The organism is Symbiobacterium sp. (genome assembly GCF_040797425.1).
Classification (GTDB): Bacteria; Bacillota; Sulfobacillia; order Symbiobacteriales; family Symbiobacteriaceae; genus Symbiobacterium.
Map to the genome: position 1 here is coordinate 23,790 of NZ_JBFNEH010000012.1, position 20,987 is coordinate 44,776.

General features: G+C 68.3%; 24 protein-coding genes. 14 read left to right on the plus strand and 10 right to left on the minus strand.

Going from position 1 to position 20,987, the window contains the following annotated elements; translation table 11 throughout:
• Positions 1-26 precede the first annotated feature (26 nt).
• Together AB2385_RS05780 and AB2385_RS05785 are read right to left on the minus strand one after the other, a co-directional pair.
• Complete coding sequence (locus AB2385_RS05780; protein WP_367654046.1) at positions 27-362, minus strand: serine hydrolase; 336 nt, start codon at positions 360-362, stop codon at positions 27-29.
• Positions 272-940, minus strand: coding sequence for a serine hydrolase domain-containing protein (locus tag AB2385_RS05785; protein ID WP_367653997.1), 669 nt, complete (start codon positions 938-940; stop codon positions 272-274). The genes AB2385_RS05780 and AB2385_RS05785 overlap by 91 nt, the downstream gene beginning before the upstream one ends.
• Positions 941-1,372: 432 nt before the next feature.
• Between AB2385_RS05785 and AB2385_RS05790 the strand changes: the two genes are divergently transcribed.
• The 4 genes from AB2385_RS05790 (at position 1,373) to AB2385_RS05805 (ending at position 5,467) form a co-directional block, all read left to right on the plus strand.
• Positions 1,373-1,858: a GNAT family N-acetyltransferase gene (locus AB2385_RS05790; RefSeq protein WP_367653998.1), complete on the plus strand. Its 486-nt coding sequence runs from the start codon at positions 1,373-1,375 to the stop codon at positions 1,856-1,858.
• A 417-nt stretch (positions 1,859-2,275) separates the two neighbouring features.
• Positions 2,276-3,877 carry a peptide chain release factor 3 gene (locus AB2385_RS05795; protein WP_367653999.1) on the plus strand — a complete coding sequence of 534 codons (1,602 nt, stop codon included), beginning with the start codon at positions 2,276-2,278 and terminating at the stop codon, positions 3,875-3,877.
• Positions 3,878-3,880: 3 nt separating this feature from the next.
• A complete protein-coding gene (locus tag AB2385_RS05800) occupies positions 3,881-4,399 on the plus strand; it encodes a hypothetical protein (RefSeq protein WP_367654000.1) in 519 nt (172 codons plus the stop codon).
• 177 nt (positions 4,400-4,576) lie between these two features.
• Positions 4,577-5,467, plus strand: a complete 891-nt coding sequence (locus AB2385_RS05805; RefSeq protein WP_367654001.1) for a S1C family serine protease — start codon at positions 4,577-4,579, stop codon at positions 5,465-5,467.
• Here the strand turns inward: AB2385_RS05805 and AB2385_RS05810 are convergent.
• Positions 5,464-5,961: an NUDIX domain-containing protein gene (locus AB2385_RS05810; protein WP_367654002.1), complete on the minus strand. Its 498-nt coding sequence runs from the start codon at positions 5,959-5,961 to the stop codon at positions 5,464-5,466. The genes AB2385_RS05805 and AB2385_RS05810 overlap by 4 nt on opposite strands.
• Positions 5,962-6,161: 200 nt before the next feature.
• On the opposite strand from AB2385_RS05810, the gene AB2385_RS05815 reads away from it, so the two are divergent.
• Positions 6,162-7,100, plus strand: coding sequence for a hypothetical protein (locus AB2385_RS05815; protein WP_367654003.1), 939 nt, complete (start codon positions 6,162-6,164; stop codon positions 7,098-7,100).
• A 100-nt stretch (positions 7,101-7,200) separates the two neighbouring features.
• On the opposite strand, the gene AB2385_RS05820 is transcribed toward AB2385_RS05815, so the two are convergent.
• From AB2385_RS05820 to AB2385_RS05850, 7 genes are all read right to left on the minus strand, one after another.
• Positions 7,201-7,818 carry a hypothetical protein gene (locus AB2385_RS05820; protein WP_367654004.1) on the minus strand — a complete coding sequence of 206 codons (618 nt, stop codon included), beginning with the start codon at positions 7,816-7,818 and terminating at the stop codon, positions 7,201-7,203.
• A gap of 422 nt (positions 7,819-8,240) precedes the next feature.
• Complete coding sequence (locus AB2385_RS05825) at positions 8,241-8,876, minus strand: ribonuclease HII (RefSeq protein ID WP_367654005.1); 636 nt, start codon at positions 8,874-8,876, stop codon at positions 8,241-8,243.
• The gene (locus tag AB2385_RS05830; protein ID WP_367654006.1) at positions 8,869-10,023 is read right to left on the minus strand and encodes an MFS transporter; all 1,155 of its coding nucleotides are present in this window, start codon (positions 10,021-10,023) and stop codon (positions 8,869-8,871) included. The genes AB2385_RS05825 and AB2385_RS05830 overlap by 8 nt, the downstream gene beginning before the upstream one ends.
• A gap of 136 nt (positions 10,024-10,159) precedes the next feature.
• Entirely contained in the window at positions 10,160-10,825 is a 666-nt protein-coding gene (locus AB2385_RS05835) for a vancomycin high temperature exclusion protein (protein WP_367654007.1), read from the minus strand.
• A gap of 243 nt (positions 10,826-11,068) precedes the next feature.
• Complete coding sequence (locus AB2385_RS05840) at positions 11,069-11,398, minus strand: hypothetical protein (RefSeq protein WP_367654008.1); 330 nt, start codon at positions 11,396-11,398, stop codon at positions 11,069-11,071.
• Positions 11,395-11,925, minus strand: coding sequence for a hypothetical protein (locus AB2385_RS05845; protein ID WP_367654009.1), 531 nt, complete (start codon positions 11,923-11,925; stop codon positions 11,395-11,397). The genes AB2385_RS05840 and AB2385_RS05845 overlap by 4 nt, the downstream gene beginning before the upstream one ends.
• A 258-nt stretch (positions 11,926-12,183) precedes the next feature.
• Complete coding sequence (locus tag AB2385_RS05850; protein WP_367654010.1) at positions 12,184-12,903, minus strand: helix-turn-helix transcriptional regulator; 720 nt, start codon at positions 12,901-12,903, stop codon at positions 12,184-12,186.
• A gap of 487 nt (positions 12,904-13,390) precedes the next feature.
• Between AB2385_RS05850 and sufC the strand changes: the two genes are divergently transcribed.
• The 9 genes from sufC to AB2385_RS05895 all read left to right on the plus strand — a co-directional run bounded on the left by sufC (position 13,391) and on the right by AB2385_RS05895 (position 20,759).
• Positions 13,391-14,176 (plus strand): Fe-S cluster assembly ATPase SufC, encoded by a 786-nt coding sequence (sufC, locus tag AB2385_RS05855; protein ID WP_367654011.1) that lies wholly within the window; start codon positions 13,391-13,393, stop codon positions 14,174-14,176.
• A 3-nt stretch (positions 14,177-14,179) separates the two neighbouring features.
• Positions 14,180-15,328, plus strand: coding sequence for a Fe-S cluster assembly protein SufD (sufD, locus tag AB2385_RS05860; RefSeq protein ID WP_367654012.1), 1,149 nt, complete (start codon positions 14,180-14,182; stop codon positions 15,326-15,328).
• Positions 15,329-16,555 carry a cysteine desulfurase gene (locus AB2385_RS05865; RefSeq protein WP_367654013.1) on the plus strand — a complete coding sequence of 409 codons (1,227 nt, stop codon included), beginning with the start codon at positions 15,329-15,331 and terminating at the stop codon, positions 16,553-16,555.
• Positions 16,552-17,019 carry a Fe-S cluster assembly sulfur transfer protein SufU gene (gene sufU / locus AB2385_RS05870; RefSeq protein ID WP_367654014.1) on the plus strand — a complete coding sequence of 156 codons (468 nt, stop codon included), beginning with the start codon at positions 16,552-16,554 and terminating at the stop codon, positions 17,017-17,019. Before AB2385_RS05865 ends, sufU begins: the two co-directional genes overlap by 4 nt.
• On the plus strand, positions 17,012-18,412 hold the full coding sequence (gene sufB / locus AB2385_RS05875) for a Fe-S cluster assembly protein SufB (protein ID WP_367654015.1): 1,401 nt from the start codon (positions 17,012-17,014) through the stop codon (positions 18,410-18,412). Before sufU ends, sufB begins: the two co-directional genes overlap by 8 nt.
• A gap of 162 nt (positions 18,413-18,574) precedes the next feature.
• The gene (locus AB2385_RS05880; RefSeq protein WP_367654016.1) at positions 18,575-18,880 is read left to right on the plus strand and encodes a non-heme iron oxygenase ferredoxin subunit; all 306 of its coding nucleotides are present in this window, start codon (positions 18,575-18,577) and stop codon (positions 18,878-18,880) included.
• A gap of 5 nt (positions 18,881-18,885) precedes the next feature.
• Positions 18,886-19,200 carry a metal-sulfur cluster assembly factor gene (locus tag AB2385_RS05885; RefSeq protein ID WP_367654017.1) on the plus strand — a complete coding sequence of 105 codons (315 nt, stop codon included), beginning with the start codon at positions 18,886-18,888 and terminating at the stop codon, positions 19,198-19,200.
• Between the two features lie 237 nt (positions 19,201-19,437).
• Entirely contained in the window at positions 19,438-19,815 is a 378-nt protein-coding gene (locus AB2385_RS05890; RefSeq protein ID WP_367654018.1) for a DoxX family protein, read from the plus strand.
• Between the two features lie 191 nt (positions 19,816-20,006).
• Positions 20,007-20,759 (plus strand): alpha/beta hydrolase, encoded by a 753-nt coding sequence (locus AB2385_RS05895; protein WP_367654019.1) that lies wholly within the window; start codon positions 20,007-20,009, stop codon positions 20,757-20,759.
• Positions 20,760-20,987: the final 228 nt, after the last annotated feature.

The following is a 20,987-nucleotide window of genomic DNA, read 5'->3' on the forward strand; positions in this document are numbered from 1 at the left end:
CGCCCCGCCATGGGGCGGCTTTCGCGTCACCGTCCCTCTTCCGCCAGCACCGCGTGGACCGCCGCCAGCACCCGGGTCACCTCGCTCATGGAGAGGTTGGAGAGCACGGCGATGGCGTGGTCGTGCTTCGGCGAGTAGAGCGACACGTTGCTGTAGCCCGGAAAGGTCCCGGTGTGGCCCACCATCTCGTCGCCGCCGATCACGATCCGCCGGACCCCCAGGCCGTAGCCCGTCTGCCCCGGCACATCCTCATCGGGCACGGGCAGGAACGTCAGCATCTCCCGGCGGCTGGTCTCGTCCAGGAGGTCCCCGGCGAACAGGGCGTAGGTGAACCGGGCGACGTCGCCGGCGCCGGCGGTGATGGCCCCGGCCCCGAAGGCCTGCGTCTCCAGGGCGGCCAGCGGCGCCTGAGCAGGACGGTCTGGAGGTTGAAGGCCATGCTTTCGGTGTAGTTGGCGAGCCCGCTGGTGTGGTTCAGCAGTTGCCTCACGGTGATCCGGTCACCGTTGGGAACGTCGGCGACGAACCGGCTGACCGGGTCGTCCAGCGAGAGCAGGCCCTCCTCGCTCAGCCGCAGGATGAGTGCGGCCGTGTAGAGCTTGCTCACGCTGCCGATGTGGAACCGGTCCGCCACCGTCACCGCCCGTCCGGCCGGCGGGTCCACCCAGCCCACGGCGCCGGTCCACACGACGTCGCCGCCCTTCACCACCGCCACCTGGACCGCCGGCAGGTCCAGCTGGTCGCGAGCCTCTGCGACTGCCGCCATCAGCCGGACCGACAGGTCGGCCTCGAGCGTGGTCACCACCGAATGCAGACCGGCGGGAACCGCCGCCGTCACCACCGCCCGGGAGTGCCAGCGCAGGTAGCCGATCAACGCCGCACTCCCCATCAGAACCACACACAGCAGTGCCAGCCACGACACGACCCGAGTCCTCTGCACGCACTCCGCCCTCCACACCGGAAGAGTTGGGTCGCTCCCCCGGGGTCAGGTCACCCCAGCGGGGAGCAACCGGCCGCCGTTCGGAACCCGACCCGCCCTGGCGCTGTACCCGGGGCGGCGACCGTCACGGCGCCGGAAACTTGGCCCGTCGGCGTTCACACAAGGCCGTCCGGGCACACCGTTAGGACGGTACGCCTCAGGCTGGGGTTTCACCACCTGCGGGGCGCCGGTGCGGTGTCCCAAACTCCGGTGCCCGCCTTGACGCCGTGCAGGGTTCAACGTAATAATGTCAAAGTTGCGTGTAGCCCTCACCGCCGCGGCGCAGCGGATGCGCTCGCCCGGGTCCGACCGGGGTTCCCCGGTGGCCGGCGAAACGCGCCGGCGGGCGGCATGAGGGGGTGAGGGCGAGGGTTATCCGACCGGGGGGATTCGATGAGCCTTCTCACCATTCGTCCACCGCAGAACGAAGACGACCGGGCGTGGCTGACCGGCCTCTGGGTTGAGGAATGGGGCGGCACCGTCATGGTCACCCGGGGCAGAGTGCACGGCCTGGCGGAGCTCGAGGCCCGCATCGCCTGGACCGGCGGGAGCCGCGTCGGGGCAGCGGCGTACCGGATCGAGGGCCCGGAGTGCGAGTTGCTGAGCCTGAACGCGTCCGCCCCGGGGCAGGGCGTGGGGACGGCCCTTCTGGACGCGGTGGAGGAGGCCGCCCGTGCAGCGGGGTGCAGCCGGGTCTGGCTGATCACCTCCAACGATAATCTCGACGCGCTGCGCTTCTACCAGCGGCGCGGCTACCGGCTCGTCGCCGTGCACGTGGGCGCCATCGACGAGGCGCGCAGGATCAAGCCGTCCATCCCGCTCGTCGGCGATTATGGCATTCCCATCCATGACGAGCTGGAACTGGAGAAGCGGATCTAGAGCAGGCCGCTGCCGCCATGTGCGGAGCAGCGGCCTAAGGTGCCCCGGGCCCCTGCAGACCCGCCACTGTCCCCGCTGGCGCACCAGGCGGTGCTTCCGGCCGGGCCCGAGCCCTCGCGACGCGTGCCGCGTGAACCGAGGAGTCGAGGTGCCCCACCACCAGTCAATGCGAACAGGCACCCGGAGCGCGCATGGGGCTGTGCGGTTACCCGGCGGAACGTGCAGCCGCCGTTCCACCGAATCTCCGCCCGCAAGGCCGACGAGGCCCGCGCACCGTCGGCGCAGGTGTCGCCGCCAGCCCTGACCTTGACGCTCTTCTGGCGTGAACGTACAATATATGAGTTGCATCGAGTACAATCGCCGTGCCGCACCGGTTGCGCACGGCACTTTGCTGTTCGAAAGGGCGGATCGAAACAGATGCTTGCCACCAACGCGGCCCCGTTCTCCTCCGAGATCCGCCGCCGACGGACGTTCGCCATCATCTCCCACCCGGACGCGGGCAAGACCACCCTCACGGAGAAGCTCCTGCTCTACGGCGGCGCCATCCACCTGGCCGGTTCGGTGAAAGCCCGGCGCGCGGCCCGCCACGTCACCAGCGACTGGATGGAGATCGAGAAGCAGCGCGGCATCTCGGTGACCTCCTCCGTGCTGCAGTTCGAGTACGACGGCTGCATGGTCAACATCCTCGACACGCCGGGCCACCAGGACTTCTCCGAAGATACCTACCGCACGCTGGAGGCGGCCGACTCGGCGGTGATGCTCATCGACGCGGCGAAGGGCGTCGAGCCGCAGACCATCAAGCTCTTCCACGTCTGTAAGATGCGGGGCATCCCCGTCTTCACTTTCGTCAACAAGCTCGACCGGGAGGGCAAGGACCCCTTCGCCCTCATGCAGGAGATCGAAGATGTCCTGGGCATGCGCACCTGCCCCATGAACTGGCCGGTGGGCATGGGCTCCACCTTCAAGGGCGTCTTCGACCGGCAGAAGGGCCACGTGGAGCTCTTCGACGACCGGGACCACGGCCAGACGAAGGCCCGCACCGAAACCATCGCCATGGACGATCCCAAGTTGCCGACCATCCTCGGTGAGGAGCTGTACCGGAAGCTGCGGGAGGACATCGAACTCCTGGACGTGGCCGGCGACCCCTGGGACTTCGACCGGTTCCGCCGCGGCGACCTCTCCCCCCTCTTCTGGGGCTCGGCGCTGACCAACTTCGGCGTGCAGCCTTTCCTCGAGTACTTCCTGGAGCTGGCCCCCTCCCCCGCCCCGCGCCTCGCCGGCGACCGGCTGGTGGAGCCGGAGGAGCCGCGCTTCTCAGCTTTCGTGTTCAAAATCCAGGCCAACATGAACCCGGCCCACCGGGACCGCATCGCCTTCCTGCGGATCGTCTCGGGCCGGTTCCAGCGGGGCATGGAGGTGCAGCACGTCCGCCTGGGCAAGAAGGTGCGCCTGTCCCAGCCGCAGCAGTTCATGGCCCAGGAGCGGCAGATCGTGGAGGAGGCCTACGCCGGCGACATCATCGGCGTCTTCGACCCCGGCATTTTCCGCATCGGCGACACGCTCTGCACCGGCGAGCCCGTCCAGTTCGAGGGCATCCCCTCCTTCTCGCCCGAGCACTTCGCCCGCGTGCGGTACAAGGACGCCATGAAGTCCAAGCACTTCCGCAAGGGGCTCGAGGATCTGACGGAGGAGGGCGCCATCCAGGTCTTCTACGCCACCCAGCCCGGCCACCCCGATCCGATTCTCGGCGCGGTGGGCGAGCTGCAGTTCGACGTGTTCCAGTACCGCATGCTGAACGAGTACGGCGTGGAGGTGACGCTGGAGCGCCTGCCCCACCAGGTGGCCCGGTGGGTCGAGGGCGAGGGCTACCAGCCCCGCCGCTTCTGGGGCACCGACCACCTGGCCGTCACCGACCGGGACGGCCGGAACGTCCTGCTCTTCCGCAACGAGTGGTCCATGCGGTACGTGATGGAGAACAACGAGAACCTCGTCTTCCGGGCCACCGCACAGGCCCGCTGAGCCATGGTCAACGACGATACGTCCGTCTCCGCCGCCGGCCAGGTGCGCTCCGTGCAGTCGCTGGCCGTCTCCGGCACACACCTTGAGCCGAATCTCCAACAGGTGCAGGAGGCGGGCTACGGCTACTTCGCCTTCCTGGACCGGCTGGCCCGGCCCTTCCTCCGGGTGCGCCAGGGCCCGGCCGGTACGATGGTGGTGCGTCTCTGCGGCGTCACCCTCCTCTCCTTCCGCGTGCCTGCGATCCGAGAAAAGGCCGGCGTGGCGGCCATCTGCTTCCCCATCGCGGCCGGCCTCCTGGTGCAGCAAAACAAGCGCTGCCGCGGCGAACTGCGCCTGGAGTTGCACCCCGATCGGCTGGTGATGGCCGTGGAGGGCTACTATCCCGCCCTGGTGGGATCGGGGAGCAGCCGCTTCCGCCGCTGGCTCTACCAGCGCACGCAGGCGGCGGTGCACCGCCGCGTGGCCGCCCGTTACCTCAAGCTCTGGCTGAGCCGGGCCGTCGCAGAACGGGAGGCACCATGAGACCGTGCCCCGCCAGCACAAGGGACGCCGCCGGCCTCAGGCCCGGCGCGAATCATCAGCAACACAAGGCGCCGTTCCCGGCAGTCGGGGGCGGCGCCTCTTGCATGTCCACAATCCGTATCTCCTTAAGGTCAATGAATGTCAAAAGGACAGAGATAATCAAGCGAGGTGTTCGGAATGAACTGGCAGGACGAGCCGTTTGCCCGGGTGGCCTCCCAGGTCGGTCCCAGCGTCGTCCAGGTGCGGGCCGGCCGCGGACAGGGCTCGGGCGTGCTTCTGGATTCGCACAGCGTGATCACCAACGCCCACGTGGTGGGCGATTACCCCGTACCGGCCATCACGTTCGCGGATGGTGTCACCCGGCCGGGGCGGGTCGTGGCGGCCGACTGGCTCTACGACCTGGCTCTGGTGGAGACCGACTCGCCGATGGCCGCCCGGGTGGAGCCGGCCCCCGAGGAGTCCGTCGTGCCGGGCAGACTGGTGGTGGCCATCGGCAACCCCTACGGCTTCGGCTGGACCGTCACTACCGGCGTCGTCAGCGCCGTCGAGCGCATCATCGGCGGTCTGGACGGCCTGATTCAAACCGACGCGGCCATCAACCCCGGCAACAGCGGCGGCGCCCTGGTGGACCTGCAGGGCCGCCTGGTCGGCATACCCACCCTGGTCCTCGCCCGGGGGCAGAACATCGGGTTCGCCATCCCGGCGTGGCAGGTGCTCCAGGTGACGGAGCAGTTCCGGCGGTTGGGCCGGGCCGAGCACCCGTACGTCGGCCTGCTCGGGACAACCGAGGTCATCGACCCGGCGGTGGCACGGGCGCTGGACCTGCCGGACCGCGGCGTGCTGGTCGCAGGTGTGGAGCCCGGCGGCCCCGCGCACCTGGCCGGTCTCACGGAGTGGGACATGGTGACCGCGGTGGACGGCGTGCCCACCCCCTCCATGCCGGCGCTGCGACGCCAGATCCGCAAGACGCCGGTGGGCAGCGTCGTTTCCTTCACGGTCCTGCGGGGCGGCCGCACCCTTGACGTGCCCGTCCGCGTGGGCGAGCTGCCCGCCGCCGCCAGGCGCTAGCCTCCCGGCCACTGCGTGACGAAGTCCCGCAGCGCGTCCCGGGTGCTGGGGAATGCCAGCCGGTCCCACGGGATCTCGTCCCGGCCGAAGAGCCGCACCTCCTGCGTCTCGGTCCCGCGAGCGGGCTCTCCGCCCACCACGTCGCAGTGGTAGACCACGACCACCACCACAGAATCCGGGTAGGAGTAGACCCCGACCGGCCGGGTGGCGCGCACCCGGAGGCGCACCTCCTCGAAGGTCTCCCGCTCCGCCGCCTGCGGCACGGTCTCCCCGCGCTCCACGTAGCCGCCCGGGAAGACCCAGAGCCCCAGGCCCGGCTCGATGCCCCGCCGCGCCAGCAGCACCCGGCCGCCGATCACCGGGATCGTGCAGGCCGCGACCTTGGGATCCAGGTAGGTGATCCGGCCGCACCTGGTGCAGACCAGCCGGTCGCGCTGTTCACTCTCCACGAGACGCCACTCGAGCTTGCCCCCACACGCAAAACAGTACGGCATCCCGCGATCCTCCTCTCGTCGGAGCCGGCGCATCCTTCTCGTTCTCTTGCCTTCGACGGCGCCAAACCCAGTTCCTGTAGGATGCGATCCACGAACCTCCAGCCCGGCCCGGGCCCCCTTCCAGTCAGGCGAGAAACGGCGGCACGACTGGCGAACCTTTCGTGCGGAGAATCTACACTCCATATGCAGGAGGGATGCCCGTGGACGAACTGAACCGCCGGCTGGCCGAAGCCGCCGATCGCCATGCCCGCCTGGAGAAGCTGAAGCGGCAGATCGATCGGCTCCGGTCCGAGCACCGGGAAGCGACCGACCGCGCCGCAGAACGGAAGGCTGCCCTCGCCAAGGAGCAGCGAGACGTGGAGAGACTGGAATCGGGTTCCCTGGGGGCGATGCTGGCCACCCTCTTCACCAGCAAGGCCGAACGGCTGGACCGGGAGCGCCAGGAGGCTGCCCAGGCGCTGGTTCGCTACGAGGAGGCCCGGCACCATGCAGAGGAGATCCGGCGTGACCTGGAGGCGGCAGAGGCGGAAGCCGCCCGGCTCGCCGGCGCCGAGGCCGAGTACCGCGCCCTCCTGGCCGAGAAGGAGCAGCGGCTGCGCGCCGCACAGGGATGGGCCGCCGAGCGCCTCCTCGCCCTGGAACAGGAGGAGGCCGACGTCCGCCGGCGCGCCCGGGAAGTCGTCGAGGCGCTGGAAGCCGGGCAGGCGGCAGCCGCCGGCCTTGACCGGGTGGTCGATCTCCTGCAGTCCGCCGACCGCTGGGGCACCTGGGACATGTTCGGCGGCGGCCTCATCAGCACCATGGTCAAGCATTCCCGCATCGACGACGCCCGGGCCGAACTGGCGCAGGTGCGGCACGCCCTCGACGTTTTCCGCCGGGAGCTGGCCGACGTGGGCGGGGGCGTCGACCTGCCCGTGGTGGACCTGGACGGCTTTACCCGCTTTGCCGACTACTTCTGGGACAGCTTCTTCGTGGACTGGATGATCCAGGGCCGCATCGCCGAGGCGCTCCGGTCGGCCCAGAACGCCCGCAGCCAGGTGCTGCACCTGCTGGACTGGCTCGCCGCGCAGGACGGGGCGATCCGGTTCGAGCTGGACGACATCCAGCGGCGGCGGGAGCAACTGATTGTGAACGAGTAGCGAGCGGCAGGCTGGGAAACGGCAACAGGGCGATCTCGCCAGGCGGCGGGATCGCCCTTCCCGCTTCTGAAAGGCCCGTGATACGGCCCGCTGCTTGCCGCTACTGCGGGGCCGTTTCCCGCACGTAGGCCGTCCCCCTGCGGGTCCACGTCTCCACCACGCCGTCCGTGTAGGTCACCGTGAACTGGTCGATGCCTTCCGCACCAAGAGAAACCATCGGGTTCTTCCGGTACCCGGTGTAGGTGAAGCGGAAGTCCTGCGGTCTGGGCACCCACAGCAGGCGCCACTCCCGGCCCTCCCGGCGCAGCAGGTGGACCTCCATGTTGGAGCGCGTGCCGACCCCGGACAGGTCCACGACCGCCAGCGCGTCGGCGCCGTCCTGCCGGAGCGCCTTGAAGTCCGCACCGCACCCGACCGGGCAGTTGTGCCCATACGAGCCGAAAACGCGGTACCGCTCCTCGGCCAGAGCCGCTTCGGCCTGGGGATAGAGCTGGGCCTGCCAGTCGGCGCCGTCGTGCCAGAACAGCGCATGCCCCATCATCGCGTTGACGAACTCCGCAAATCGGCAGGCCAGCAGTGGCACCTCACCCTCGCCTCCGGCTGGGCTGTACCGGCACACGAACACCAGATCAGGTTTGGCGATCCTGAACTCCATCTGCGACTCCGCTGTGGGCAGGTCCAGGGTCCTGATGACATCCTTCGCCTTTTCCAGGATCACCCCGGCATCCTCCAGCCGGCTCCCCGGCGGCACCCCGGGCGTGGCTGCCGACGCGTGCCGGGCCTCACCCGGCTCCTCCTCCGCCGGCGGGTAGAGGAAAGCCCGCCAGTCTCCCTCGCCGCGGCTGAACAGGGCATAGCGCGCCAGGCCGTCCCGGCTCTCCCCGAACTTGCAGACCAGCGCCTCCCCTTCCTCGTCCCCACCGACGCCTCCGTCCTGCCCTTGTACGCACCGAAAACGCCCCCTTGCACTCCCGCACCTTGAGCCTTACGGCTCCGGGCCCGTGCATCTCGAGTTCCCGCTGCTTTGGACGCCCGCCGGCGTCCGTTTTGTTCCACCACGGGCACGCGCGGCAAAGCCACCGGGAAACGGAAGAGCCGAAGTCCTCCGTCCCGATGGCTTGGTCCGGCCGAGCCACAGCCTCAGAAAAACCGCAGCTGCCGGTGCCCGATGAAGGTCCGCCGGTGGATCGGGCACGGCCCGAACCGCTCCAGGGCCTCCCAGTGCTCTCTCGACCCATACCCCTTGTTGCGGGCGAAGCCGTATTCGGGGTAGAGCTTATCGTACTCCACCATGATCCGGTCCCGGGTCACCTTGGCCAGAATCGACGCCGCGGCGATGGAGAGCGACTTGCGGTCGCCGCCCACCACCGGCCGCTGCCAGCCGCTCCACTGGGGGAGGGGCCGGTTGCCGTCCACCAGCAACGCGGCCTCCGCCGCCCGCCCGAGCCGGAGGGCGGCCATCGCCCGGGCGGCCTCCACCGCCTGCGCCATGGCCTCGAAAGTGGCCTGCAGGATGTTGATCTCGTCAATGCGGGCGGCGTCGACGACGCCGATGCCCCAGCCCAGGGCGATCTCCTGGATCGGCCCGAACGCCGCCTCACGCTGTTTCTCCGTCAGCTGTTTCGAGTCGTTCACCCCGGGCAGCGCCGCCCCCTCGGGCAGGATGCATGCCGCCGCCACCACGGGGCCTGCCAGCGGGCCGCGGCCCGCCTCGTCCACGCCGACCACCTGGCAGCCATGCCGCCAGAGCACCCGCTCCAGGCGCAGATCAGCCAACCCGGGTCACCTCCCTTCTCACCGCCGCACCGCCCCGGGTGCGCCGGGTCAGCAGCAGGAAGCCGAGGCCCGCAGCCAGGGCGATCACGGCGGCCACCCGGTAGAGCAGGACGGTCCCGGACAGGTCCACGAGCCGCCCGGAGACCAGGTTGCCGATCACCGTGGCCACGCCGCTGTTCACCAGCACCAGCAGGGCCTGGCCGCTGGTGCGCAGTTCCTGCGGGACCAGCCGGCCCACGATCTGCACGGCGGTGGGGGCGAACAGAGCGAAGGTGACGGCCTGCATCAGCTGCAGTGCAAGCACCAGCCCCGCGGCCGGGGCCACGCCCATCAGCAGCCAGCGCAGCCCGTACATGAAGGCGGAGACCGTCACCACCTCCATGTCCCCGAAGCGCTCCGTGATGCGGTCCAGGTACAGCCAGACCGGCACCTCCATGGACGCGGCGATCGCCCAGGCAAGCCCCACCACCGAGTTGGAACCGCCCAGGCTGCCGATGTGGATTGAGAGGAACGCCGAGTTGGCCGCGACCGTGACCTGCAGCAGCCCCGAGCAGAGCAGGAAGCCGGTGAGTTCCGGGATGCGGAAGAGCGTGGAGAACGGCGGCAGGGGCCCCCGCTCCCGGCTCACGCCGTCCGCCGGCAGCCGGCGGCTGAAGATCAGGGTGACGAGCGAGATGGTCGTGTAGAAGGCAAACGACCAGCGCAGGTCGATGCGGTTGTAAAGCCACCCGCCCAAGGTGGTCGTGATCACCCAAGCCACCGACCCCCACAGGCGCAGCTGCGGATAGCTGGCCCCCGTCCGCTGCACCTCGCCCAGGGCAATGGAGTCGGCAATCGCCCCCAGCGGGCCGGAAAAGAACGACCAGAGCGCCACCAGCGGCAGGAAGGTCCAGAACGACGAGCCGAGGCTCACCAGCGCGCCGGCGAGGGCGGCGGCCACCAGGATCTGCCCGAAGAGCCGCCCCCGGTTGCCCGAGCGGTCGGCGAGCTGGCCGAAGAGCGGTTGGGACAGAAACAGCATCACCGGCGGCACCGAGAGCAGCAGTGCGATCTCCGTGGCGGAGAGGCCCGCGCTCTTGTAGAAGAGCGAGAGAAACGGCGTCATGGCGCCCTGGGCCCCGAAAAAGAAGAAGTAGACAGCGGACACGACCAGGCCTCCTGCGTGCGACTTACGCCTGCGGAACCGCACAGAGATACTCTGATTTCGCCCCGGCCGGCCGAACTCCTTTCGCCTCACCGAAAGTCACGGGCTTGACGTGGAGGGAAGCCGTGGCCGCCTCAGCTCAGGGCTGGTCGTGGGTGGCCCGGCCGTCGCCGCTGATGGGAATGACGGGCCCCAGGAAGACGGGCCTGCGGCGCAGAGTTACCTCGGCGAACGCCTTCACCCGCGCGGCGAACTCCCGGGCCGCATAGGCCCGCTCGACCCCGTACCGGAACCGGTCCGCCGGAACCCCCTGCGCGTCCAGCCCGAGGCGGGTCGCGATCCACAGGGCCCGCGGAAGGTGGAACTCCTGGGTGACGACGATGACGTCCCTCACCTGGAAGATCGCACCGGCGCGGTACATGGAGTCGTAGGTGTCGAACCCGGCGTGGTCGAGGAACAGGTCCTCCGGGGGTACCCCCCGCTCTTCGAGGTAGCGCCGCATCGCGTTCACTTCATCATAATCCGCCCGGCTGTGGTCGCCCGATAGAAGCAGCTTCCGCACCTTGCCCGTCTGGTACAGCTCCAGGGCCGCTTCCAGCCGGTCCCGGAGCATCGGGGTTGGCCTGCCGTCGCTCGTCACGCCGGCGCCCAGCACCAGGGCCACCTGGGCGGGCTGCGCGTCGGCGGCGCTCACGATCAGGCGCCGGCCCTGCCAGTAGACCACGGCGTTCACCGCCAGCACCAGGGCCGCGCCCACCAGTGCTGCAACGACCAGGCGCACCAACCACCGGCGCCCACCCCGCATGGGCCTCATCTCCTTGCTCCTTCGCTGCCCATAGGACGAACGGTGCGTCCCGCCTGTTCCACGAGACTGCGCGGCGCCTTCGGCCGTCGCGGGTGCGCCGGGATGCCGCCGTCCGCCGGACCGGGGGACAGGCGCGAGCCCCCCGGGTTCACGACGGGCCCCGGACGGTTCGGCACAGACCGCCCCGGAAAGCACATGACCCGCAGCGGCAGGTACCTCTGCCACTGCGGGCCGGCGTCACGGTCACGGTTTTATCTCAAAGTAGATGGTTTCCGACACCCCGATGTGCTCGTGCCGGGTGTTGGCCAGCTCCACGTGGATCTTGTACTCGCCCGGCTCGATATTCGGCACTGTGTATTTGTAACCATAGATCATGGCCTCGGGACCGTCGTTCAGATAAATGTGCACGTGGCCGTCCCTGCCGGCTTCCCAGTTCTCGGTCTTCACGTACACCACGAGGTCCCGGCCCTCCTGCGCCGCGGTCACCGCAAGCGTCGGCCCCTCGCTATCCCTGCCGCCGCAGCCGGTGAGCAGCGCTGCGGCAAGCGCCAGGGCCGCGGTCCACCGCCTCATTCCGCCACCCCTCCCTCGACCACGTCTGGCTCCGGCCCCGCGGGGCGCCGCCGCCAGGCCACCCACGACCCGGCGGCCAGCACGACAGCCGCCGCCACGAACAACACCCGGGTCCAGGGCCAGCGCGGGTCAATCTGCGCCATCGCCAGGAACTGCTCGGGCACCGCGGCCCCGGCCCCCACCTCCAGCTCGATCCGGTGCAGGTCGCCGCCCAGCGCCAGGTCGATCGTCACCGCGTACCGCGGCGCCCCCTCGGGAACCACCCGGCCGCGGTAAGTGCCGGGGGCGATCTCCTCCATCACCACAGGTTTGGTGGCCCGTCCGCCCGGGGGCCTGGCGTAGAGCTCCACCCGCTGCCCTTCCACCAGGCCGCCGTACACGTCCACCAGCCTGGCCACCACCGTGCCCTGCTCGTCCACCGTCACGTAACCGAACAGGTCCATCACATGCGCCAACGCCGACGTCCCGAATGCGACCAGCAAGGCCAGCGCCACCGCCGCCAGCCGGCCGCGCATGCACCGCCGCAACCGCATCCCCTCCCCGAGGTGCTGCCGCATACATTCAGCTATCGCGGCAATTCCGGCTCTTTCCTCAAGGAAGTACATATTCGGCCACCGATGCAACCGCACCTGCTCGTCACCGACAATCGCACATCGCCAGCGGTCGCACCGACCGCTCGGCCGGCGCCTTGCCCCCCAGCCAGGGGGCCGTCGCCTCCACGTCAATGGCGGCGCGCGGAAGCGCCCGCGGGCCGTCTCACCGGACCGCGGGCGCTTCTGCGCGAGTTACTCCAGGTGGATCAGACCGTTCACCTCGTAGACGCACTCCTTGTCGCCCCGGGGTACGGTTCCCGCCTGCGTCACCCCCGGCGAGGCCTCGGTGCATGTCTGGGCCACGCCCTCCACCATCGCCTTGCAGAGGTGGCAGATGTGATCCGGATGAGCAGAGGCCACCTCGTGGAAACCGCACGACTTCAGCACCAGGCTGGGCCGCCCCCCCGGCCCCAGGGCCACCTTGGCCGAGACCCCGAGCCGGCTGAGCGCCAGCGCGCAGGCCTCCAGCAGCTCCGTCGGACTGGCCGCGCCGTCGAGCGCCGGAGCGAGCTTGGCCAGGGCCTCCTGCCCCAGCCGCCTGCCGAAGCTGTGGCCGATCTGTTCCACGGCCTCCTTCCCGCCGTCGCCCAGCAGGGCCAGCGACTGCACCAGCAGGTCGGCCAGCAGCTGGAAGTCCCGCGGGGGAACCGTCGTCAGCGATACGGCGCTCCCGGACGGCGCGTACACGTAGCCGGGCCGGCCACCCCTGCCGCTCTTCTCCGTGCGCTGCACCAGCAGGCCCACCTCCACCAGCCTGTTCAGGTGCATCCGGGCGACGTTGGGATGCAAATCGAACCGGCGGGCCACCTCGGCTGCGGACACCGGGTCGGGCGCCACCAGAACGTACTGGTAGATGTTGTACCTGGTCGGATCGGCCAGTGCTGCACTCACTTTCTGCGGATCCCGTTCCACCTTGTCCCCCCCCAAACACGCTGCCTGGCCGTTCGGGTCGGACGAGCCGGACACCGGGCGTGAGGTCCGCCCGTCACCCGGCGCCACACCCCACGTCTATACTTACGAAACAGTTTGGTTGAAATTCTCCGATTGAGCCCGATAACACTATTGACACAGTGTAAATCTGGTCCATACAATGTGGCGTGAGCCTTAATCGTACCCGCCCGCTGGCTTCGCACCTATTTTACACTATAGCCACAGTGTAAAACAAGGGTACACTTCCCAGCCAGGTCGCCGACGCTGGGCATGCTAGTTGGCAGACATCCCGGTGCGCACGGGCGGCGGCGAGCCGCCCGGCCGGGGCGGCCACTCGGACGAACGGACCGGGAGGGCGAGCCGCCCTGCCCGGGAGATACTGCCAGGGCACACCGGCTGCGGGTGGCACCCGGGTTGATCGGATCGGGTCTGGACTATAGCGAAAGGAATCGAAAGGAGTAGTGCGATCGTGACCACTGGCGCCCCTCTGATTGTCAAGAACTTGCATGTGAGCATCGAGGGCAAGGAGATCATCAAGGGGCTGGATCTCGAGGTCAAGCCGGGCGAGATCCACGCCATCATGGGCCCCAACGGAGCCGGCAAGACCACCCTCGGCTTCGCCCTCATGGGCCATCCCCGCTACGAGGTCACCGAAGGTACCGTGATGCTCGGCGACCAGAACGTGCTGGAGATGGACGTCACGGAGCGAGCGAAGGCCGGCCTCTTCCTCGCGTTCCAGTATCCCTTCGAGGTCTCGGGCGTCACCGTGGCCAACTTCCTCCGTCAGGCCGTGAGCGCCGTACGCGGCGAGGAGATCGGCGTCTGGGAGTTCCAGGAGATGCTCGCCGAGAAGATGCAGCTGCTCGAGATGGATGAGTCCTTCGCCGGCCGCTACCTGAACGAAGGCTTCTCCGGCGGCGAGAAGAAGCGGAACGAGATGCTGCAGATGACGCTCCTGCAGCCCAAGATCGCCATCCTGGACGAGACCGACTCCGGCCTCGACATCGACGCCCTGAAGGTCGTCGCCAAGGCCGTCAACTCCCTGCGCGGCCCCGACTTCGGCGCCATCGTCATCACCCACTACCACCGCATCCTTGACCATATCCGGCCCGACGTGGTGCACGTGCTCATGAACGGCCGCATCGTGAAGACGGGCGGCCCCGAGCTGGCCCTCGAGATCGAGAAGAAGGGCTACGACTGGATCAAGGCCGAGCTCGGCATCGTGGACGAGACGGCCGAGGCGGGGGTGAAGTAACCCATGCCGACCGTCACCGAACCCCGCTTCCTGGAGGAGCGGCGCCAGGCGGCCCGCTCGCTCACCGAGTCGCTGCAACTTCCGGCCAAGACCGACGAGGCCTGGCGGCGCACCTCCCTGGAGGGGCTTGACGTGACCCAATACCGGCCGGTGCCCGCCCGCGTCACCCTCAAGGGTTCCGTGCCGGATGGCGTGATCTTCACCGACCTGCTCACCGCGGCGGCTGAGCACGCCGACCTGGTGGCGCAGTACCTGGGCAAGCTCTTCCCGATGGACCAGAACCTCCTCAGCGCCTCCCAGGCGGCCCACCTGAACGGCGGCGTGCTGCTCTACGTGCCCCGCGGGGTCGTGGTGCCGGAGCCGCTGCAGGTGGTCTACGAGGCCGCCGACGGCGAGGCGCAGTACCTGCACACGCTGGTGATCGCCGAGGACAACGCCGAGGTCACGCTCCTGGAGCGGTATGAGGGCACCGGCGACTATCTCAGCGTGGCCGTGGTGGAGGTCTTCCCGGCCCAGGGCGCCCGGGTGCGCTACGGCTACCTGCAGAACCACTCCCAGGATGCCTGGGCCTTCGTCTTCCGCCGCGGCGTGACGGGCCGCGACGCCACCCTCGACTGGGTCGGCGGCGAGTTCGGCGGCGCCCTGGTGCGTTCCGAAATCGTCAACAACGTGGACGGCGCCGGTTCCGAGTCCAGCCTGAAGGTGGTCTTCGGCGCCACCGACCGGCAGCACCAGGACATCGTGGCGGCGCAGATTCACAGCGGTCCCTTCAGCCGTTCCGACATCCTGGGCCGCGGCGTCCTCTCCGGCCGGGCGCACACCGTCTTCCGCGGCAACGGCCAGATCAACTACGCCGCCAAGAACGCCTCCACGTTCCAGCGGCAGCAGGCCCTCCTCCTCTCCGACAAGGCCCGGGCCGACTCGATCCCGGCCCTCATCATCAACGAGCACGAGGTCGAGGGCGCCGGCCACGCCGCCACGGTGGGCCAGCTCGACGAGGAGCAGCTCTTCTACCTGCAGGCCCGCGGCCTCACCCGGGCCGAGGCCGTCCGCATGCTGGTGCTGGCCTTCCTGGCGCCGGTGCTGGAGCAGATCCCCGTGGCGGAACTGCGTGACGAGATGATCCAGCTCATGGGAGAGAAGGTGAAGTAAGTGGCCCTGGATGTGGCCCGAATCCGGCAGGACTTCCCGATCCTCCATCAGGAGATGAACGGCCATCCCCTGGTCTACCTCGACAATGCGGCAACCACGCAGAAGCCGCGGCAGGTGATTCAGGCGCTGGTCGAATACTACGAGGGATATAACGCGAACGTCCACCGGGGCATTCACACCCTGGCCGAGCGGGCCACCGAGGCCTACGAAGGCGCACGGGCGAAGATTGCGCGCTTCATCGGCTCGCCTTCGCCCAACCAGGTGATCTTCACCCGGAACGGGTCCGAGGGGCTGAACATGATCGCGTACGGCTGGCTGCGCCCCCGGCTGCGGCCCGGCGACGTCATCATCACCTCCGGCATGGAGCACCACTCTAACCTGCTCCCCTGGCAGCAGGCCGCCCTGGCCACCGGAGCCCAGGTGAAGTACGTGAACCTGCTCCCCGACGGCACCCTGGACCAGGAACACTACGACCGGCTGCTGAGCGAGGGCAACGTGCGCTTCGTGGCCATCTCCGGGGCCTCCAACGTGCTGGGCACCATCAACCCGGTGAAGGAGATGGTGGCCAGGGCGCACCAGGCGGGGGCCAAGGTGGCGGTGGATGCTGTACAGGTGGTACCGCACATGCCCGTGAACGTGGTAGACTGGGACGCGGATTGGATCGCCGTCGCCGGGCACAAGATGCTCGCACCCACGGGTACCGGCTTCCTCTGGGGCAAGATGGAACTGCTGGAGGAGATGGAACCCACCTACTTCGGCGGCTCCATGATCGCCGAGGCGCACCTCACCGGTGCGAAGTGGGCGGAGCCCCCGGCCAAGTTCGAGGCCGGCACCCCGAACATTGCCGACTTCATCGCCTTCGGGGTGGCCGTGGACTACCTCACCGCGCTGGGCATGGAGAACGTCTACGCGCACGAGAAGGCGCTCACCCAGTACGCCTGGGAGCGGCTCTCGGCCATCGACGGCGTGCGGCTCTTCGGCCCGCGGCAGCCCCGGGCCGGCCTCATCAGCTTCGACGTGGCGGGCATTCACCCCCACGACCTGTCGGCGGTGCTCAACGCCGAGGGCGTGGCCATCCGGGTGGGCCACCACTGCGCCCAGCCGCTAATGGAGATCCTCGACGTGCCGGCGACCAACCGAGCGAGCTTTTATATCTACAATATGCAGGCGGAGGTCGACCGGCTGGTCGACGCCATCCTCCACGCAAAGGAGTTCTTCGGCGTATGAACAACGAAGCTCAGCATCCGGTGAACCTGAGTGCGCTCTACCAGCAAGTCATCCTCGACCACTACAAGCGGCCGCGCAACAAGGGAGTCGTGCAGCGCGCCGTGCTCAAGAAGCATCTGCACAACCCCACGTGCGGCGACGACATCGAGGTCCAGGTCGAGCTTGGTGATGACGGCAAGATCACCGACGTCAAGTGGAACGGGCGCGGCTGTTCCATCTCCATGGCCAGCGCGTCCATGATGTCGGTCGCCCTGAAGGGGAAAACGCTGGCAGAGGCCCAGGAGCTGATGCGGAGCTTCTACAGCATGATTCAGGGGGAGCAGGGGAACTACAAGCCCCTCGGCGAGATCCAGGCGCTCTCTGGCGTGAGCAAGTTCCCCGTGCGCATCAAGTGTGCGACCCTGGCCTGGCACTGCCTGGAAGAGGGGATCAAGGAGTACGAAGGAGGGGCAAAGAATGGTTAGCCAGCCGTACGAAATCGTCGGTGAGTATAAATACGGCTTCCGCGACCCCGAGAACTACGTGTTCAAGTCCGACAAGGGGCTCACCCGCGAGATCGTCGAGTCGATCTCCCGGTTCAAGAACGAGCCCGAGTGGATGCGGGAGATCCGGCTGAAGGCCTTTGAGGTCTTCCAGGCCAAGCCGATGCCCACCTGGGGCACCGACCTGTCGGGGGTCGATTTCCAGAACATCCACTACTTCGTGCGGGCCACCGACCGGCAGGGCCGCACCTGGGACGAGGTGCCCGCAGAGATCAAGCGCACCTTCGACCGTCTGGGCATCCCCGAGGCGGAGCGCAAGTACCTGGCCGGCGTGTCGGCGCAGTACGAGTCTGAAGTGGTCTACCACAACATCCGCAAGGACCTCGAGGCCCAGGGCGTCATCTTCTGCGACATGGACACCGCCGTCCGGGAGTACCCGGACATCGTGCGGCAGTACTTCGGCACCATCGTGCCGATGACGGACAACAAGTTCGCGGCCCTGAACACGGCCGTCTGGTCCGGCGGCTCCTTCATCTACGTGCCCCCGGGCGTGAAGGTCGAGATCCCGCTGCAGGCCTACTTCCGCATCAACACGGAGAACATGGGCCAGTTCGAGCGGACGCTGATCATCGTCGACGAGGGCGCCAACGTCCACTACGTCGAGGGCTGCACCGCCCCCATCTACTCCACCGATTCGCTCCATGCAGCGGTGGTGGAGATCATCGTGAAGAAGGGCGGCCGCTGCCGGTACTCCACCATCCAGAACTGGTCCACCAACGTCTACAACCTCGTCACCAAGCGGGCTGTGGCGTACGAGGATGCAGTGATGGAGTGGGTTGACGGCAACATCGGCTCCAAGGTGACGATGAAGTACCCGGCGATCTACCTGATGGGCCCCCGGGCCCGCGGTGAGGTCATCTCCATCGCCGTCGCCTCCCGGGGCATGATCCAGGACGCCGGCGCCAAGATCTATCACTTCGCTCCCGACACCTCGTCCCGCATCACCTCCAAGTCCATCTCCCGCGATGGCGGCAACACCACCTATCGCGGCCACATCCTGGTGGAGCCGCAGGCGGAGCGGGCCAAGGTGAAGGTGGAATGCGACGCGCTGATCTTTGACGACAAGTCCCAGTCGCACACCATCCCGTATATGGACATCAAGAACCAGAACGTCACCATCGAGCACGAGGCCACCGTCTCCAAGGTCTCCGAGGAGCAGCTCTTCTACCTGATGAGCCGCGGCCTCTCCGAGGAGCAGGCCCTGACGATGATCGTGATGGGCTTCATCGAGCCCTTCGCCCGCGAGCTGCCGATGGAGTACGCCGTCGAGCTGAACCGGCTCATTGAGATGGAGATGGAGGGTTCGGTGGGCTAACCGGCCGCCCGGTGCGTTGGCGCCGGTGCGGATGGCATCGACTCGGCCGGTGACCGCGGTCGGCGGCACGCTGCGGAGCGTTCCGCCTGCCGGGCAGTGGACCAGTCGATCCAACATGGCACAGGCGGGTCCCGTACCCGACCCGCACAGGGGGCGAAATCGATGGCGCTGGTGAAGGTTGCCGAGACGCACGAGGTTCCGGTGGGTCAGTCGAAGCGAGTCGTGGTGAAGCGGGTGCCCGTCGCCATATTCCACCTGGAAGACGGCTACTACGCCGTGGCCGACACCTGCTCCCACGCCGAGGCGTCGCTCAGCGAGGGGCAGATCATGGGCGACCGTGTGGCGTGCCCCCGCCACGGCGCCCTGTTCGACATCAGGACCGGCGCAGCGCTCACGCTGCCGGCGGTCACCCCGGTGGAGACCTTTAAGGTCGTCGTCCAGGGGAACGATATCCTCGTGGAGGTGTGACGCAGGTGGCGCAGATTACCAAGGAGCAGGTGCTCAAGGTGCTCGAGCGGGTGGTCGACCCCGAGCTGCGCATCAACGTCGTGGACCTGGGTCTGGTCTACGACATCGAGATCACAGAGGACAACAACGTGGGCATCGACATGACGCTCACCACCCAGGCCTGCCCCATCGGACCGCTGCTCCAGATGCAGGCAGAAGCCGCGCTCAAGTCCATCCCCGGCGTGAACCAGGTGGACGTGCGGCTGGTCTTCGACCCGCCGTGGACGCCGGACCGGATGAGCGAACGGCTCAAGAAGGCGCGGGAGATGGGGCTGCTGTAGCGATACATGGCGGTTCCGCCCAGGCTGGCGGAGCCGCCACTTCGATTTTGGCGCCGCGGCGTGGGCGCGGGTTCCCGGACCGGCGGCCCCGGGACATTCGTGTGTGGCACAGTCTTGGTCTCTGCTCATATGATGTGCCACACAAGTTGCAGCTTGGCCCGCCCGGCTGCACGCTTGTCGAACAGTGCTGTACCCGTAACGCACACAGAAGCACCGCAAGCCGGGGAGGTTCGGAAAGTGGACTGGCTGAACACCGGCCTGTGGGCCGCCCAGGTCGTGCTCACTGCCGTGTTCCTGATGGCCGGGTTCCAGAAGGCGTTCCAGTACGACCGGGCGAAGCAGACCCTGGCCTGGGTCAAGGACGTGCCGAGGGGCCTGGTCACGTTCATCGGCGCCGCGGAACTGCTCGGCGCCCTCGGGATGGTCCTGCCTGCCGTCACCGCGCTCCCGTCGTGGCTCACGCCGCTGGCCGCCGTGGGTCTCGGACTCATCATGCTTCTGGCCGCGGGGTTCCACGCCCGGCGGGGCGAGGGCCAGGCCGTTGCGCTGAACGCGGTGCTCCTGCTGCTGGCTGCCTTCGTCGCCTACGGCCGCTGGTTCGTAAGCCCGCTCTGATAGGGGCGCCCGGGAACGCATCTGCAGTCAGCCGGTCTGCAGGTGCGTTCCGGCGTTTCGCGGGACCGCCGGCCACTGGCCTGAAGCCTGTGCCAATCCGCCGGAGAAGGTGTTGAACCGGGAAGGAATTGCCGTAACCATTCGAGAAGCAAAGAAATGCAGCACCTGGCTGAGAGAGGAGTGATCTCGCCATGACGGACCTCCCGGTTCTCCCTGGCGCCGAACCGCTGTACGCCACCGGCAGTCGCACAGGTGTCCTCGTCTCTCACGGGTTCACGGGCACACCGCAGTCCATGCGCTTCCTGGCCGAGGGCATCGCCAGGGCCGGCTACACGGTGGCCCTGCCGCGCCTCAAGGGGCACGGCACCACGCCCGCCGACATGGCCGCCGCCACCGCGTCCGACTGGACAGCGGACATCGTGGCGGCCATGCGCTGGCTGGAGGAGCGCTGTGACGTCCTCTTCATGACCGGCCTCTCCATGGGCGGCACGCTCACGCTCTGGGCCGCGGCCCAGTTCCCGGACCGGTTCGCCGGCGTCATCCCCATCAACGCCGCGGTCGCGATGGACTCCCCCGACATGGCGGCCCTTGCCTTCGCCCCCGACGCGCCGGCTGAGCTGCCCGGCATCGGCAGCGACATCAAGGCCCCCGACGTGAAGGAGCTGGCCTACCCGGTCACCCCGGTGCCGGCCATCAAGCACCTGATCGCCCTGGGCGCCGTCACGCAGATGATGCTCTCCCGGGTGAAGTGTCCCATCCTGGTCATCCAGTCGCGGGAAGACCACGTGGTGCCGCCCCGCAACGGCAAGCTGATCATGAGCGCCGTCTCCAGCACGGAGAAGGAATTGCTGTGGCTGGAGAACTCGTACCACGTGGCCACGCTGGACAATGACAAGGAGCTGATCCTGGAGAAAATCCTCGAGTTCATCAAGAAGCACAGCTAAGCTCACAGAAAAGTCAGGTAGACAAGGGGCGCGGAGGGTATTACCTCCGCGCCCGTTGTTCCTGTTCGACTTCACTGGTGCTGCGCCTGAGGAACCCTCTGGCTTCCCTGCACCCGCAAGTCGCCTGGTGCTCCCGCCAGACATCGTGCCTGTTCTACTTCACTGGTGCTGCGGTCTGGCGACAGTCGTGGGGGGCACAGCAGTCGTGAGCACCAGCAAATGCGAACA

Bases quoted from the DNA above. Each gene is read 5' to 3' on its own strand.
- AB2385_RS05790 (WP_367653998.1), top strand. From the start codon at position 1,373: ATGAGCCTTCTCACCATTCGTCCACCGCAGAACGAAGACGACCGGGCG.
- AB2385_RS05795 (WP_367653999.1), top strand. From the start codon at position 2,276: ATGCTTGCCACCAACGCGGCCCCGTTCTCCTCCGAGATCCGCCGCCGA.
- AB2385_RS05800 (WP_367654000.1), top strand. From the start codon at position 3,881: ATGGTCAACGACGATACGTCCGTCTCCGCCGCCGGCCAGGTGCGCTCC.
- AB2385_RS05805 (WP_367654001.1), top strand. From the start codon at position 4,577: ATGAACTGGCAGGACGAGCCGTTTGCCCGGGTGGCCTCCCAGGTCGGT.
- AB2385_RS05810 (WP_367654002.1), bottom strand. From the start codon at position 5,961: ATGCCGTACTGTTTTGCGTGTGGGGGCAAGCTCGAGTGGCGTCTCGTG.
- AB2385_RS05835 (WP_367654007.1), bottom strand. From the start codon at position 10,825: ATGCGGGGTGGGCGCCGGTGGTTGGTGCGCCTGGTCGTTGCAGCACTG.
- AB2385_RS05840 (WP_367654008.1), bottom strand. From the start codon at position 11,398: ATGAGGCGGTGGACCGCGGCCCTGGCGCTTGCCGCAGCGCTGCTCACC.
- sufD (WP_367654012.1), top strand. From the start codon at position 14,180: ATGCCGACCGTCACCGAACCCCGCTTCCTGGAGGAGCGGCGCCAGGCG.
- sufU (WP_367654014.1), top strand. From the start codon at position 16,552: ATGAACAACGAAGCTCAGCATCCGGTGAACCTGAGTGCGCTCTACCAG.
- sufB (WP_367654015.1), top strand. From the start codon at position 17,012: ATGGTTAGCCAGCCGTACGAAATCGTCGGTGAGTATAAATACGGCTTC.
- AB2385_RS05880 (WP_367654016.1), top strand. From the start codon at position 18,575: ATGGCGCTGGTGAAGGTTGCCGAGACGCACGAGGTTCCGGTGGGTCAG.
- AB2385_RS05895 (WP_367654019.1), top strand. From the start codon at position 20,007: ATGACGGACCTCCCGGTTCTCCCTGGCGCCGAACCGCTGTACGCCACC.